Below are 14,405 nucleotides of genomic sequence, written 5' to 3' on the forward strand. Positions count from 1 at the left end.
GTTTCATTGGTTTAAACTCATTAAATAACTATTTTTGTTCTTCGTTTTAAGAAAGTGTTCGTCGTTTAAAGAAATTTTAAACTTTCGAATTTTAAACAAAAAATTTCAATGAAAAAAATCCAAATGGTTGACTTAAAAAGTCAATACGATAAAATAAAAATTGTTGTAAATGCCTCTATTCAAGAAGTTTTAGATACAAATACTTATATCAACGGACCTCAAGTTCATCAGTTTCAAAAATCTTTAGAAGAATATTTAGACATAAAACACGTAATTCCTTGTGCAAATGGAACCGATGCGTTGCAAATTGCGATGATGGGATTGGATTTAAAACCTGGAGACGAGGTAATCACTGCCGATTTTACTTTTGCAGCGACAGTGGAAGTAATTGCTTTACTGCAATTGACACCAGTTTTAGTCGATGTGGATATGTATAATATGAATATTTCTATCGAAGGAATCAAAAAAGCGATTACGCCAAAAACAAAAGCAATTGTTCCGGTACATTTATTTGGCCGTGCCGCTAATATGGAAGCTATTATGGCTATTGCCAAAGAATACAACCTATATGTTATCGAAGATAATGCGCAAGCGATTGGTGCCAATTGTAAATTTTCGGACGGCACTAAAAAGAAAGCGGGAACGATTGGACATGTAGGAGCGACTTCATTTTTTCCTTCTAAAAATCTTGGATGTTACGGAGATGGTGGAGCAATTTTCACGAATGACGATGTATTAGCGCACAAACTTCGCGGAATTGTAAATCACGGAATGTATGAGCGATATCATCATGATGTTGTTGGTGTAAATTCACGTTTAGACAGTATTCAGGCAGCGGTTTTGAATGCTAAATTGCCTTTATTGGACGAGTACAGCAAAGCGAGACAAGATGCAGCCAGGAAATATTCAACTGCTTTTGAAGGACATAAAAATATAATAGCACCAAGTATTTGTGATATTTGTGACTGCCATGTTTTTCATCAATATACATTGCGAATTATAGATGCTGATAGAAACGGTTTAATGCAACATTTGCTGGACAAAGGCATTCCATGTGCTATTTATTATCCGATTCCATTGCATTCGCAAAAAGCATATTTGGATTCCAGATATAAAGAGGAGGACTTTCCAGTTACCAATCAGTTAGTTAAAGAAGTACTTTCTTTGCCAATGCACACAGAATTAGACGATGAACAAATCAAGTTTATTACCGATAGCGTTTTAGAGTTTTTGAAATAATATAGAGACGCAATTTATTGCGTCTTTTTTTATGTGGTAAAATATTAAGAGATGCTATAAATTGCATCTGTACAAAAAGTAATCATGAAAATATTAGTTACAGGAGGTTTGGGTTTTATTGGTTCACATACCGTTGTCGAATTACAAAATGAGGGTTTTGAAGTATTAATTGTAGATAATTTATCGAATACATCATTGAGTGTGTTGGATGGAATTCAGAATATTACCGGAAAAGTTCCCGCTTTCGAAAAATTAGATTTGCGCGAAAAGGATAAGGTTCAGGACTTTTTTAAAAGACATCATGATATTTCAGGTGTCATACATTTTGCAGCTTCAAAAGCAGTGGGCGAAAGCGTAGAAAATCCATTGCTGTATTATGAAAATAACATCAATGCTTTAGTCTATATTTTGCAGGAATTACAGCAAAAAACAGAAGCGAATTTTATTTTCAGTTCCTCTTGTACCGTTTATGGTCAAGCTGAAACAATGCCAATTACCGAAAACGCACCAGTACAACAGCCAATTTCTCCTTACGGGAATACCAAAAAAATTGGAGAAGAAATCATCATTGATACTGCCAAAGTAACTAATGTCAATGCGATTTTATTGCGTTATTTTAATCCAATTGGGGCGCATCCTTCTACTGAAATTGGAGAATTGCCTATTGGAGTTCCTCAGAATTTAGTGCCGTTTATTACGCAAACTGGTTTTGGATTGCGTAAAGAATTAGCCGTTTACGGAGATGATTACCCAACTCCAGACGGAACTGCTGTACGCGATTATATTCATGTAGTAGATTTGGCGAAAGCCCATGTGATTGCTTTGCAACGATTATTGAATAAAAAAAATACAGCCAAAGTAGAAACTTTTAATCTGGGAACCGGAACTGGAAGTTCTGTTTTAGAAGTGATACATACTTTCGAAAAAGTAAGTGGTAAAAAATTGCCTTACAAAATTGTAGGACGTAGAGAAGGGGATGTTACTTCGGCTTACGCCAATACAGATAAAGCGAATACTGTTCTGGGGTGGAAAGCACAATCTACGCTTGAAGAAGCGATGGCTAGTGCCTGGAAATGGGAGCAGAAGATTAGAAAATAAAAAAAGGGCTGTCAAACGACGAGGGCACTGAAAAAGTCCTTAAAGAATTAGATTTCATTAAAAGAGTAGAAAAATAAGATTTTCTACTCTTTTTTTGTCCTGAAAATGAAGTGCTTAAGTAAAACTCGAATTTTCCTTAATCGCCTTAAAATGTCTAATTACTAAAAAGAGATACTTTTTCAGTGCTCTCTCAAACGACAGCCCTTTTTTTTTAATTATTTTTTTGCCGCTTCTTTCAATTTTTCTGCGGCTTGATTCATTTTGTCAGCCCCTTTTTCAAGAACTTCTCCTGCTTTAACCTTGGTAGAATCAGCTGCGGCATCCACTTTTACAGCTGCTGTATCTATAGCTTCTTCCATTTCATTACCAACGGCTTCTGTAGCCTCTTTTACTTCGTCTTTTGTTTCTTTTTTGCAAGAAGTCATTAAAGTCGCAATAAATGCTAATCCTAAAAGTGCTTTTTTCATTTTTTTCATTTTAAAAATTAAAATTGATTTGAACTCGTTTTATAAAGATAAAAAAAATCCTCACAAACTCTTGTTTATGAGGATACTATTTTGAACACTAAATGCTAATTATGCATTCGCAGTAAGTGTTTCTTTATCAATTTTTCCAATCAATCCGGCCAATACTTTTCCAGGACCTACTTCAGTAAATAAAGTTGCTCCGTCAGCAATCATTTGTTGTACAGATTGCGTCCATTTTACAGGAGCTGTCAATTGAATGATTAGGTTTTTCTTGATTTCTTCAGCATCAGAAACTGCGCTAGCCGTTACATTTTGATATACCGGACAAATAGGAGTAGAAAACGTAGTTGCTTCAATAGCTGCAGCCAATTCTTCACGAGCCGGTTCCATCATTGGAGAGTGAAAAGCACCGCCAACTGGTAATAACAAAGCGCGTTTTGCCCCCGCGGCTTTCATTGCTTCACAGGCTTTTTCCACTGCTGATGTTTCTCCTGAAATCACTAATTGCCCTGGACAGTTGTAATTTGCGGCTACTACAATTCCGTCAATAGAAGCACAAACTTCTTCCACAATATTATCAGCCAATCCTAAAACGGCTGCCATTGTAGATGGTTTTATTTCGCAGGCTTTTTGCATTGCCAAAGCTCTTTGTGAAACCAATCGCAATCCATCTTCAAAAGATAAAGCACCATTAGCTACTAAAGCCGAAAATTCACCCAATGAATGTCCCGCTACCATTTCTGGTTTGAAATCTTCACCAAGTGTTTTTGCCAAAATCACCGAATGCAAGAAAACTGCCGGTTGTGTCACTTTGGTTTCTTTCAATTCCTCGGCTGTTCCTTCAAACATGATGTCTGTGATGCGGAAACCTAAAATTTTATTGGCTTTTTCGAATAATTCCTTTGCTAATGGAGAGTTTTCATATAAGTCTTTGCCCATTCCTGTAAATTGTGCGCCCTGACCTGGAAATACGTATGCTTTCATCTGTAGTTTTTTTTATTTTTTATTTGTCAGATGGAATGCCAAAAGGCATTTCATATATTTTTGTTTAAAATTCTGCAGTGTTGCGGAAAATTTAAATTAAGCTGCAAAAATACTACTTTTTTGGGATTTATTGGAATGACTTTTAGGAGCAGGTGTTTTATGTTTTTTCATCACGAGTTGTCCCGCTTTCGCCTTTATCTCTTCGCTACGCTACGAGGATACCGGCTTTATCGGGGCTAAATAATTATTTTTGATTTCTTATTTGCTTTCTGATTTTTTGGGAAGTAGTTTAAATGAAGTCACTTTGAATCGATTATTCTCTACTTTTCCAACTACTTCGGCTTTTCTTACAGCTGCGCAAAAACCATCATTTGCATGTGCATCTCCATGAGAATCAATAGAAGTGCCGTCTACAAAATAGGTTTTTCCATCTATTCGAACAGCCAATTCACAGCCGTGTCCTTCCATTTTAAATTGGCATTGTCCACAGGCGGCTTCTACAATTTGTGATTTTGGTTGTTCTTTTTTATCCTGTGCGCTAGCTAAAGCTACAGAAAATAAAAAAATTAAAGTTGCTAACTGTTTCATTGTTTATGATTTACTCCTGCTAAGATAACTGTTTTATGACAGACGGAAATCATTAAATGGAATAATTTTTAAACATATAAATCCATAATAATCTGGAAAAACGAATGTTAAAAGAGGCCATGGTAACAATAACAACAGCAATAATAGGGATGATTCTTAAATCGAAAGTTTCCTTAAAGAAAAATTGGGCAATAAAATAGGTCGCAATTCCTTGGGCTACGGTCAGGCCATAATTGACATACATGGCACCGAAGAAATAGCCTGGTTCTTTCTCAAATTTAAATTGGCAATGTGAGCAATAGGGATTCATTTTAGGGAATCCAATATTGAAAAAAATGTTTTTTTCTTTAAATACTTTGCCTTCAAGACAATGAGGGCAATCATTATTTAGGATGTGAGCAATAGCGTTTGACATTTTATTATTTTTATCAAAGGTATTTCTTATCCAAGTCATGAATGTTTTCTATATTCGCTAATTATAGCACAATAAAGACATTTGAGGATTATGAAAAAATATCCTATTTATGACATTCAGCGGTTTAACTGTAATTCCGTGAATAGTGATTTGTATATTAATACATTCAAAAATCACTTAATCGACCATAGTTTTGTTGAGGAACCGCATCGGCATAATTCTTATGTTTTGGTCTTTTTTACGAAAGGCTCAGGAACACATGAAATCGATTTTGATGTATTTGCAATTCACCCCGGAAATATGTTTTTCTTACAACCTGGACAAATGCACCATTGGAATTTATCTGATGACGTGGAAGGGTTTGTGATTTTTTATTCGCAGGAAATGTACAATCTCTATTTTAGACAAAAAACCATCGGTGACTATCCTTTTTATTCATCAGTGACTAACAAACCTGAAATGGTGTTTGATTTAGCCGAGTCGAAAGCAATTTTGCCTTATTTCAATACTATGATTGCAGAAACTAAAGAAAATCAAATGTTGAAGCTGGATAAAATAATGAATCTGCTGGATATTATACATATTGAAATTGCCCGAAAATATAGTGAAACTTTTCTTCATGAAGTGCATTCCTATAATGTGAAAATTAAGAGTTTTGAGGTACTTTTAGAAAAGAATTTTAGGGTAGAAAAAACAGCTTCTTTTTATGCATCACAACTTCATATTACGTTAAAACATTTAAACAGGATAAGTAATGAAATCTTGAAAAAGACCACAACCGAAGTCATTACGGATAGAATTATTCTCGAAGCCAAACGCATGTTAATGGATAAAAAAATGACTGTTAATGAAATTGCAACAGAATTAGGCTATGATGATTATTCTTATTTCACACGATTGTTTAAAAAACATACCACAATGACTCCGACGGCTTTTCGAGTTTTTAAAAAGTGAGTTGCTGCGTCTGGTAAATATTTAAAATTGGATAAAAAAAGTTAGCCACGAATTTCACTAATTCTCTCTAATTTTATTAAAATTATAATGAATTAATTCATTGAATATTCGTGAAATTCGTGACGAAAGAAAATTCAATGCGAACAATTTGCGGTAAAGTCAATGGTAGTTACGAATTAACCGTAACCAAATTGGCTGCATTTTTCGCTTTTTCTATTACTTCTTCAATTGGAGTTTCTAATGTATCATTGACTAAAGCAACTCCCATTCTTCTATAAGGTCTTGAAGTTGGTTTGCCAAAGATTCTGAAATCAGTTTTGGGTAAAACAGCAATTTTTTCGATGCCGGAATACGTTGGATTTGTGGAGTTTTCGGATGCTAAAATTACAGCACTCGCTCCCGCTTTTTCTAATGTAATTTCGAAAATAGACAAACTCAAAATCGCTCGTAAATGCAATTCGAATTCGTTGAAGTTTTGTGTTCCAGCTAAAGTTACCATTCCAGTATCATGTGGTCTTGGCGATAATTCCGAGAAATAAACACCATCATCAGCCAAGAAAAATTCCACACCAAAAAGTCCTGCGCCACCCAAAGCTTCGGTTACTTTTTCGGCCATGTCTTGTGCTTCATACAAATCCTTATCGGAAATTCTGGCAGGTTGCCAGCTTTCCTGATAATCGCCTCTTTCTTGGCGGTGACCTATTGGTGCGCAAAATAAAGTAGGATTGTTATTTTGAACTACAGTCAATAAAGTGATTTCCGAATTGAATTTTACAAAGGCTTCCACAATCACTTCTACAACATCGCCTCGGGAACCTTCGACGGCATAATTCCATGCTTTTTCGATATCGGCTTCGGTTTTTATGGTCGATTGTCCTTTTCCGGACGAAGACATTAATGGTTTTACTACACATGGCATTCCAACGGCCTCAACACCTTTTTGTAACTCATCGGCAGTTGTAGCATATCGATACTTGGCGGTTTTTAAACCTAATTCTTTGGATGCCAAATCACGGATTGCTTTTCGGTTCATGGTGAAATTTGCCGCTTTCGCTGATGGAACTACAGTAATGCCTTGCTTTTCGTAATCATAAAAACGCTCGGTACGAATGGCTTCGATTTCTGGAACGATAAAATCAGGTTGGTGTTTGGCAACGATTCTATCTAAAGCTTCTCCGTCAAGCATATTGATGACTTCAAAACCATGTGCAACTTGCATGGCAGGAGCATTTTCGTAACTATCCACCGCGATTACGGTTTGCCCGATGCGTTGTGCTGCGATTACAAATTCTTTTCCTAATTCGCCTGAGCCTAGAAGTAGTATTTTCATATTTATCGTGTTAGGGACAAACGCCTCTTAGCAGTTGCAAGAATATTTAGTTTAATTCAGAATTCTAATTGTCAGCCAAAAAACAAAAAAGATCCCTCCAATTATTAAAATTCGATTTCCTTGTTTTCTGTCATTTTGAGAATAAACATAAATTCGGTTTCCATTTGGTAATGTTTTTTTATAAGTTAGCAAATGCCAGCCAATAAAAATTCCTAAAAATCCGCCCAAAATTGCAGTTATATATCCTAAAATTATATAAATTTTTTGATCTTCTTCGGGTTTTGACAATTCTAAAATTCTTTTCTGTTTAATTTCTTCGATTTTTTCGGGTGTAATTTCTTTGCCTTTTTCTTTAAGAATTTTTTTAGCAAGTGAAACGTCAAATTTATTCCATTCATCACTTTTTGAAACGACATCAATTAATTCGTCGTCAGAAAAACTTAACAGATAATAATCTTTATCAATTTCATTAATTTCATTTTCCGATTTATCAGTTAATATTTTGTTGGCTTTTTCAAAATCACTTTTTTTGAGTTTTATGCAATATTCTTTTCCAAAACTATTGTTAGCAAAAGTTGGGTCAAAACTCAAAGAATTGTCTTCTAATAAAAATTCGATATTTTGGTCATCAAGTAATGTACCTAATTCTTTTGCTGAATTTTGGTCATTAAATTTCTCAAATGTTATAAATTCTTCTTTCATACATATTTAATTTTTCAATTGGTATCCGTTGACTCACTATCTGTCGGTACTTTTTCATTGTTTTGCATGAGGGATAGAAGTGGAAATCCTTTTTATTCCCGTAGCGATAGCGAAGGTAATAAAAAGATTGCAACGAATAGCCTGACCCGCTTTTTCAGCGGGGCATGCCTATAAAAAAATAGTTTAAAGTATAAAGCGGTAAAACTTTAAACCTTAAACTATTTTAAATTTTAAACAGATTTTATATTATGCAGGAACTTCAGTAAGCGAAACTGCTTCTTTTATTCTGCGTAATGCTTCTTTCAATAAATCTTCGCTTGTTGCGTAAGAAAAACGGATACAGTCTGGGTTTCCAAATGCGTCACCAGTTACAGTTGCTACATTCGCTTCGCCTAAAAGGTACATAGAAAAATCGTTAGCATCTTTGATGAAAGTTCCTTTCAATGTTTTTCCGAAGAAAGAAGAAACGTCTGGGAATACATAAAAAGCACCTTCTGGAACGTTGATTTTTACTCCAGGAATGTCTTTCAATAATCCAACCACTAAATCTCTACGGCTATGGAAAGCGTCAACCATGTGTTTTAAAACACTTGGATCAGCATCTACTGCAGTAATGGTAGCACGTTGTGCAATACTGTTAGCACCACTTGTTACTTGTCCTTGTATTTTTGTACACGCTTTGGCAATGAATTCAGGAGCTCCAATATATCCAATTCTCCATCCTGTCATGGCGAAAGCTTTGGCAACTCCGTTTACGGTAATAGTTCTTTCTAACATTCCCGGGATGGAAGCGATGCTACAAAAAGTTCCAGAGAAATTGATGTGCTCGTAAATCTCATCAGCAACAACATAAACGTTTGGATATTTCTCCAATACTTTTGCCAAAGCCGTTAATTCTTCTCTGTTGTACACAGATCCACTTGGATTACAAGGAGAGCTGAACCACATCATTTTTGTTTTTGGTGTAATAGCTGCTTCTAATTGTTCTGGTGTGATTTTGAAATCAGTATCTACAGAAGTTGGAACTTCTACAGGAACTCCACCAGATAATTTTACGATTTCGAAATAAGAAACCCAGTAAGGGGCAGGTAAAATAACTTCGTCACCATCGTTTAACATTACTTGCGCAATGTTGTATAAGGATTGTTTTGCTCCCGTTGAAACTACAATTTGAGAGGGTTTGTACTCTAAATTATTGTCTCTTTTAAATTTTCTACAGATTGCTTCTTTTAATTCAGCATATCCTTCTACTGGAGAATATGTGCTGTAATTTTCATCAATCGCTTTTTTTGCCGCTTCTTTAATAAAGTCTGGCGTATTAAAATCAGGTTCGCCTAAACTTAAGCTGATGATATCTTTTCCTTGTGCTTTTAATTCTCTGGCCAAAGCAGCCATAGCTAGTGTTTGTGATGTAGCTAGATTGTTAATTCTGTCTGAAAGTGGATTATTCATTAAAAAAGTTTTGAAAGCCCCGAATTCCCATGTAGGAATTAAGGGAGGTTAATTATTATTTTTTAGTTTATTTATTTTCTGTTGAGATGTATTTGTGGTGCGTCTTTATTATATAAGTTCTGGTTTCATTCCCAATTCTTTCAAATGCTTAAAGTGAGCAATAACTGCACTTCGCATTGTTTTATATTCGTAATAAGGCAAGTTGCATTCTTGAGCAGTTTCTTTTACAATTTTTGCGATTTTACCATAATGTACATGACTAATATTTGGAAAAATATGGTGTTCTATTTGGTGGTTTAATCCGCCGGTGTACCAGTTTACAATTTTGTTTTTTGGAGCAAAATTGGTTGTGGTAAACAATTGGTGAATCGCCCAAGTATTGTCCATTTCCCCTAACTCATTTGGAGATGGATTAGTGGTTTCTTCCACAACGTGTGCCAATTGAAAAACAACGCTTAAGATTAATCCTGCGGTATAATGCATTACAAAAAAGCCAATAAGTACTTTCCACCATGTAATTCCTATAAGAATAGGTAATACAATCCAGATGGAAACGTAAATTACTTTTGTAATGATTAAAGTGGTCCAAAGTATTTTTGGGCTTTTGGGTTCACCATAGGATAATTTTCTTTTCAGGTAACTTTTCATTTGTTTAAAATCAGTGGTGATAGCCCAATTGAAAGTTAGTAATCCATATAAAAAAACGGAATAATATTGTTGAAAACGGTGAAAATTATACCATTTGGCTTCTTTTGTGAAACGGATGACGCGTCCGGCATCTAAATCTTCATCATGACCAGGAATGTTAGTATAGGTGTGGTGTAAAACATTGTGTTGTACTTGCCAGTTATATACATTTCCTGCAAGAACATAAATAGTTCCTCCCATGAATTTATTTACCCAATTTTTATTCGAATAAGAACCGTGGTTTCCATCGTGCATTACATTCATTCCAACTCCGGCCATGCCAATTCCCATTACAATAGTCAATAATACATGTGCCCAAAAAGGCATATCCAGTGTTAGTATCAAAAAATACGGCGCAAGAAAAACAGCAAACAGAATTATAGTTTTCAAATAAAGTTTCCAATTTCCTGTTTTTTGGATATTATTTTCTTTGAAGTAATTGTTTACCCGTGAGTTAAGTGTTCTAAAAAACTTTAGATTATCTTGCTTTGCAAATGTAGGGGCAGTATTCTTCATATAATTTTATAATAATTCCCAAAGGTAATTATTATAAATTTTCAATATGCAAAATTGAGTTAAATATTTACAATCTAAAAATAGTACTTTTGTTAAAAAATTAGAGCATGGACGAGATTCTTAAGTATTTTCCTTATTTAACCGATATTCAAAAAGAGCAATTCACAAAATTGGATTTTCTATACCACGATTGGAACGAAAAAATCAATGTCATTTCTAGAAAAGATATTGATGCTTTATACACCAAACATATTCTGCATTCGTTGGGAATTGCAAAAATTATAAAATTTGAACCGGGAACTTATGTCTTGGATGTTGGTACTGGCGGTGGATTCCCTGGAATCCCATTGGCGATTCTTTTTCCGGAAACACGTTTTTTTCTGATTGATATTATTGCTAAAAAAATCAAAGTGGTTCAGGCTGTTGCCGAAGCATTGGAACTTAAAAACGTAAAAGCGGAACAATTGCGTGCCGAAAATGTAAAAGGTGATTTTGATTTTATCGTGAGTCGTGCGGTAACGAATATGCCGGATTTTGTTTCTTGGGTAAAAACTAAAATCAAGAAGCAAAATAAACACGAATTGAAAAACGGTATTCTCTATCTTAAAGGCGGTGATTTAACCGAAGAGTTAAAGGATTTTCCAAAAGCTACGGAATATAATTTAGCTAACTTTTTTGAAGATGAATTCTTTGAGACTAAAAAAGTGGTGCATTTACCACTGAAGTTTGTGGTTTAGAAATTGTATTGCTGTATTGAATTTGTGTCTAAACTAGAAAATACATGACTTAAAAAATAATAATTTAATGACAAATAAATTAAAATCATTTTGCTTTTTGTTGTTACTACTGGTAGTAGCTAATACTAATGCACAAAAATCAGATGTAGGGAATTGGTTTGCTTATTTGGGCAACCAAAAAATAAATGATAGATGGAATTTTCATAATGAAGTGCAATATCGAAACTTTAATTTCGCAGGAGATCTCGAACAACTGCTTATTAGGACAGGTTTAGGTTATAATTTATCTGAAAATAATAATAATGTATTGCTTGGTTATGCTTACATTCATTCAGAACCTTATATAGCGGGAACAGATGATAAATCTCAAACAGATGAGCACAGGATTTTTCAGCAATTTATTACAAAACAACAGTTTGGACGAGTGAGTATTTTACATAGATATCGTTTTGAACAACGATTTCTTCAAGATGATTTTAAAATGCGTTTGCGTTATTCTCTCTTGTTAAATATTCCAATAAATAAAAAAGTGATGGAGAAAAATGCTGTTTATGCCTCGTTGTCAAACGAAGTCTTCATCAATACACAACAAAATCATTATGATAGGGACCGTATTTATGGTGGTGTTGGATATTGTTTAAGTAAATATATTAAAGTTGAGGCGGGTGTGATGTCACAACTTTTGCCGACAAATAGTAGAACTCAATTTCAAATTATGATTTTTAATAACTTGCCTTTTTAATTTGTTAAAAAGACTATTCTCTAATCTAATTTAGTGTTTAAAAAATAGACCCCGCAAGACTTCAAAATTATTTGAATTCTTGCGGGTTTTTTAATTCTAGAATCAAGAATCTTCATTCTGAAATCCTAAATCTTTTAAAACTATTCTCCTAAAAATGGATATCTATAATCTTCAGGAGTTACAAAAGTTTCTTTGATGGTTCTTGGTGAAGCCCAACGCAATAAGTTCAAAGCTGAACCCGCTTTGTCGTTAGTTCCAGATGCTCTTGCACCACCAAAAGGTTGCATTCCTACAACAGCTCCTGTTGGTTTGTCATTGATATAGAAATTACCCGCTGCGTTTTGCAATTTTGTAGTCGCTTGCTCAATTGCATAACGGTCTTGACTGAAAACAGCACCTGTTAGAGCGTATTCTGAAGTGGTATCAACTAATTCTAAAGTTTCTTCCCATTTGGCATCTTCGTAAACGAAAATGGTCATTACAGGTCCAAATAATTCGGTTTCCATTGTCGTGTAATGAGGATTAGTAGTCACAATTATTGTTGGTTCAATGAAATAACCAACAGATTTATCATAATTACCCCCAACGATAATTTCCGCATCAGTATCTTTTTTAGCTTGGTCAATAAAACTAGCCAATTTGTCGAATGAACCTTCGTGAATAACTGCCGTGATGAAATTTCCGAAATCTTCCGGAGAACCCATTTTCATGGATTTTGTATCAGTGATTAATTGTTCTTTTACGGCTAACCACAAACTTTGTGGAACATAAGCTCTTGAAGCTGCGGAACATTTTTGACCTTGAAATTCAAATGCACCACGTACAATTCCTGTTGCCACTTGTTTTGCATTGGCACTTGGATGTGCAATAATGAAATCCTTTCCTCCAGTTTCTCCTACAATTCTTGGATATGTTTTGTAATGGTGAATATTGGTTCCAATTTTTGCCCAGATATCTTTGAATACATGTGTTGAACCTGTAAAATGGATTCCTGCAAAATCGCGACTAGCCAAAACGGTATCAGTAATCATCAAAGCATCTCCAAAAACAACGTTGATAACGCCATCTGGAACTCCAGCTTCTTTGAAAACTTCAATTATTATTTGTGCAGAGAAAACTTGGCTGTCACTTGGTTTCCAAATCACTACATTACCCATCATTGCGGCACTTGCAGGAAGATTTCCAGCAATGGCAGTGAAGTTAAAAGGAGTGATAGCATACACAAAACCTTCAAGAGGTCTGTATTCTAATCGGTTCCACATATCCGAATTTGAACTAGGCTGATCACCGTAAATTTGAGTCATAAATTCTACGTTGAAGCGTAAAAAATCGATAAATTCACAAGAAGCATCAATTTCGGCTTGATGGATATTTTTAGACTGCGCAATCATTGTTGCTGCATTTATTCTTGCTCTATATGGACCAGCAATCAATTCAGCTGCTTTCAGGAAAATGGCTGCTCTTTGTTCCCAAGCCATATTTGCCCATGCAGTTCTAGATTCCAATGCATTTGCAATCGCTTTTTCGACATGTGCTTTTTCGGCTAGATGATAGGTTCCTACGATGTGTTTGTGATCGTGAGGAGCGGTCATGTTTTTTGTATTTCCGGTTCTAATTTCTTCGCTTCCAATATATAATGGGACATCGATTTTAGAATTCCACATTTTTTCGTAAGCTGCTTGAACAGCTGCTTTTTCTGGTGAATTTGGTGCGTATCCTTTTACTGGTTCGTTTACCGCTTTTGGTACATGAAAAAATCCTTTTAACATATTTATAGAATTAGAAAATTAGCGAATGTTTGTGTATGATAATTTTTTTCACAAAAGTACGAATGATTGTTTTAAAAATCGTCATTTGTTGGTATAAAACTATTGGTGGTAAATTAGATCGTTTGTGTTATAGCCCAGATAGAAATGGATAGCCCGGAGTAAAAAAAGTTTTTTTTGCGGCTCTAAAAAAGCGACTAACTGAAGCTCTTTTTAGGGCTTGCAAAAATGCTGTTTTTATGAGGACTTGTAATGAATAGCTGGAATAGCTACTAGAAATAAAGGCGATAATTTTAGTTTAATGCAAATGGAGCACACAGTCTAAAAGTAGGTACAATAACTTTGAAATTTTTTGTGGAAGTAAAATTAATCATGTTAAAGTATCCTTTCATTGCTCCATAAGGAGAGGATAATAGGCAACCAGAGCTGTACGTATGAAATTCGCCTGGTTTTAAAACTGGTTTTTTTCCAATGATACCTTCGCCATCTACTACTTCAATATCGTTTAAGGAATCAAAAATTTCCCAATGGCGAGAAGTTAACTGTACAGAATCTTTACTGTGGTTTTCAATTGTGATTTCATAACTAAAGGCAAAGTGAATTTTATAGTTCTTGAAGTAGGTGCCTTCAAAACTAGTCAATACCGATATCTTTATGCCTCTTGTTATTTGAGAAACCATAATAAATAAATGAATAGGTGCTTAATAATGACAAATTTACAAAAATTT

General features: G+C 34.7%; 15 protein-coding genes. 5 read left to right on the forward strand and 10 right to left on the reverse strand.

Going from position 1 to position 14,405, the window contains the following annotated elements; genetic code table 11:
* The first annotated feature begins 108 nt into the window (after positions 1-108).
* Positions 109-1,239 (forward strand): DegT/DnrJ/EryC1/StrS family aminotransferase, encoded by a 1,131-nt coding sequence (locus ACM55F_RS10195; protein ID WP_416853695.1) that lies wholly within the window; start codon positions 109-111, stop codon positions 1,237-1,239.
* Between the two features lie 84 nt (positions 1,240-1,323).
* Positions 1,324-2,337, forward strand: a complete 1,014-nt coding sequence (galE, locus tag ACM55F_RS10200; protein WP_416853696.1) for a UDP-glucose 4-epimerase GalE — start codon at positions 1,324-1,326, stop codon at positions 2,335-2,337.
* A 215-nt stretch (positions 2,338-2,552) separates the two neighbouring features.
* Here the strand turns inward: galE and ACM55F_RS10205 are convergent, their stop codons facing one another.
* The 4 genes from ACM55F_RS10205 to ACM55F_RS10220 form a co-directional block, all read right to left on the reverse strand.
* Positions 2,553-2,804, reverse strand: a complete 252-nt coding sequence (locus ACM55F_RS10205; protein ID WP_416853697.1) for a hypothetical protein — start codon at positions 2,802-2,804, stop codon at positions 2,553-2,555.
* A gap of 108 nt (positions 2,805-2,912) precedes the next feature.
* Positions 2,913-3,788: an ACP S-malonyltransferase gene (gene fabD, locus ACM55F_RS10210; protein ID WP_416853698.1), complete on the reverse strand. Its 876-nt coding sequence runs from the start codon at positions 3,786-3,788 to the stop codon at positions 2,913-2,915.
* A gap of 258 nt (positions 3,789-4,046) precedes the next feature.
* Positions 4,047-4,376 carry a DUF6370 family protein gene (locus ACM55F_RS10215; protein WP_416853699.1) on the reverse strand — a complete coding sequence of 110 codons (330 nt, stop codon included), beginning with the start codon at positions 4,374-4,376 and terminating at the stop codon, positions 4,047-4,049.
* A gap of 52 nt (positions 4,377-4,428) precedes the next feature.
* The gene (locus ACM55F_RS10220) at positions 4,429-4,791 is read right to left on the reverse strand and encodes a structural protein (RefSeq protein ID WP_416853700.1); all 363 of its coding nucleotides are present in this window, start codon (positions 4,789-4,791) and stop codon (positions 4,429-4,431) included.
* 90 nt (positions 4,792-4,881) lie between these two features.
* Here ACM55F_RS10220 and ACM55F_RS10225 point away from each other — a divergent pair, with 90 nt between their 5' ends.
* Entirely contained in the window at positions 4,882-5,745 is an 864-nt protein-coding gene (locus tag ACM55F_RS10225; protein ID WP_416853701.1) for an AraC family transcriptional regulator, read from the forward strand.
* Positions 5,746-5,914: 169 nt separating this feature from the next.
* Here the strand turns inward: ACM55F_RS10225 and purT are convergent, their stop codons facing one another.
* From purT to ACM55F_RS10245, 4 genes are all read right to left on the reverse strand, one after another.
* Complete coding sequence (gene purT, locus ACM55F_RS10230; protein ID WP_416853702.1) at positions 5,915-7,075, reverse strand: formate-dependent phosphoribosylglycinamide formyltransferase; 1,161 nt, start codon at positions 7,073-7,075, stop codon at positions 5,915-5,917.
* Between the two features lie 51 nt (positions 7,076-7,126).
* On the reverse strand, positions 7,127-7,777 hold the full coding sequence (locus tag ACM55F_RS10235) for a hypothetical protein (protein WP_416853703.1): 651 nt from the start codon (positions 7,775-7,777) through the stop codon (positions 7,127-7,129).
* Positions 7,778-8,023: 246 nt separating this feature from the next.
* Positions 8,024-9,229, reverse strand: coding sequence for a pyridoxal phosphate-dependent aminotransferase (locus ACM55F_RS10240; RefSeq protein ID WP_039108878.1), 1,206 nt, complete (start codon positions 9,227-9,229; stop codon positions 8,024-8,026).
* Between the two features lie 108 nt (positions 9,230-9,337).
* Positions 9,338-10,432 carry a fatty acid desaturase family protein gene (locus tag ACM55F_RS10245; protein ID WP_416853704.1) on the reverse strand — a complete coding sequence of 365 codons (1,095 nt, stop codon included), beginning with the start codon at positions 10,430-10,432 and terminating at the stop codon, positions 9,338-9,340.
* A gap of 107 nt (positions 10,433-10,539) precedes the next feature.
* On the opposite strand from ACM55F_RS10245, the gene rsmG reads away from it, so the two are divergent.
* Positions 10,540-11,169: a 16S rRNA (guanine(527)-N(7))-methyltransferase RsmG gene (gene rsmG, locus ACM55F_RS10250; protein WP_416853705.1), complete on the forward strand. Its 630-nt coding sequence runs from the start codon at positions 10,540-10,542 to the stop codon at positions 11,167-11,169.
* Positions 11,170-11,236: 67 nt separating this feature from the next.
* Positions 11,237-11,911: a DUF2490 domain-containing protein gene (locus ACM55F_RS10255; protein ID WP_416853706.1), complete on the forward strand. Its 675-nt coding sequence runs from the start codon at positions 11,237-11,239 to the stop codon at positions 11,909-11,911.
* 140 nt (positions 11,912-12,051) lie between these two features.
* On the opposite strand, the gene pruA is transcribed toward ACM55F_RS10255, so the two are convergent.
* Both pruA and apaG read right to left on the reverse strand, forming a co-directional pair.
* Positions 12,052-13,680, reverse strand: a complete 1,629-nt coding sequence (gene pruA / locus ACM55F_RS10260; RefSeq protein WP_416853707.1) for an L-glutamate gamma-semialdehyde dehydrogenase — start codon at positions 13,678-13,680, stop codon at positions 12,052-12,054.
* A gap of 290 nt (positions 13,681-13,970) precedes the next feature.
* Positions 13,971-14,357 (reverse strand): Co2+/Mg2+ efflux protein ApaG, encoded by a 387-nt coding sequence (gene apaG, locus ACM55F_RS10265; protein ID WP_416853708.1) that lies wholly within the window; start codon positions 14,355-14,357, stop codon positions 13,971-13,973.
* Positions 14,358-14,405: the final 48 nt, after the last annotated feature.

The sequence above is a fragment of the Flavobacterium melibiosi genome (assembly GCF_048158545.1).
Lineage (GTDB): Bacteria > Bacteroidota > Bacteroidia > Flavobacteriales > Flavobacteriaceae > Flavobacterium > Flavobacterium melibiosi.

Bases quoted from the DNA above. Each gene is read 5' to 3' on its own strand.
- ACM55F_RS10195 (WP_416853695.1), top strand. From the start codon at position 109: ATGAAAAAAATCCAAATGGTTGACTTAAAAAGTCAATACGATAAAATA.
- galE (WP_416853696.1), top strand. From the start codon at position 1,324: ATGAAAATATTAGTTACAGGAGGTTTGGGTTTTATTGGTTCACATACC.
- ACM55F_RS10205 (WP_416853697.1), bottom strand. From the start codon at position 2,804: ATGAAAAAAGCACTTTTAGGATTAGCATTTATTGCGACTTTAATGACT.
- fabD (WP_416853698.1), bottom strand. From the start codon at position 3,788: ATGAAAGCATACGTATTTCCAGGTCAGGGCGCACAATTTACAGGAATG.
- ACM55F_RS10215 (WP_416853699.1), bottom strand. From the start codon at position 4,376: ATGAAACAGTTAGCAACTTTAATTTTTTTATTTTCTGTAGCTTTAGCT.
- ACM55F_RS10220 (WP_416853700.1), bottom strand. From the start codon at position 4,791: ATGTCAAACGCTATTGCTCACATCCTAAATAATGATTGCCCTCATTGT.
- ACM55F_RS10225 (WP_416853701.1), top strand. From the start codon at position 4,882: ATGAAAAAATATCCTATTTATGACATTCAGCGGTTTAACTGTAATTCC.
- purT (WP_416853702.1), bottom strand. From the start codon at position 7,075: ATGAAAATACTACTTCTAGGCTCAGGCGAATTAGGAAAAGAATTTGTA.
- ACM55F_RS10235 (WP_416853703.1), bottom strand. From the start codon at position 7,777: ATGAAAGAAGAATTTATAACATTTGAGAAATTTAATGACCAAAATTCA.
- ACM55F_RS10240 (WP_039108878.1), bottom strand. From the start codon at position 9,229: ATGAATAATCCACTTTCAGACAGAATTAACAATCTAGCTACATCACAA.
- ACM55F_RS10245 (WP_416853704.1), bottom strand. From the start codon at position 10,432: ATGAAGAATACTGCCCCTACATTTGCAAAGCAAGATAATCTAAAGTTT.
- rsmG (WP_416853705.1), top strand. From the start codon at position 10,540: ATGGACGAGATTCTTAAGTATTTTCCTTATTTAACCGATATTCAAAAA.
- ACM55F_RS10255 (WP_416853706.1), top strand. From the start codon at position 11,237: ATGACAAATAAATTAAAATCATTTTGCTTTTTGTTGTTACTACTGGTA.
- pruA (WP_416853707.1), bottom strand. From the start codon at position 13,680: ATGTTAAAAGGATTTTTTCATGTACCAAAAGCGGTAAACGAACCAGTA.
- apaG (WP_416853708.1), bottom strand. From the start codon at position 14,357: ATGGTTTCTCAAATAACAAGAGGCATAAAGATATCGGTATTGACTAGT.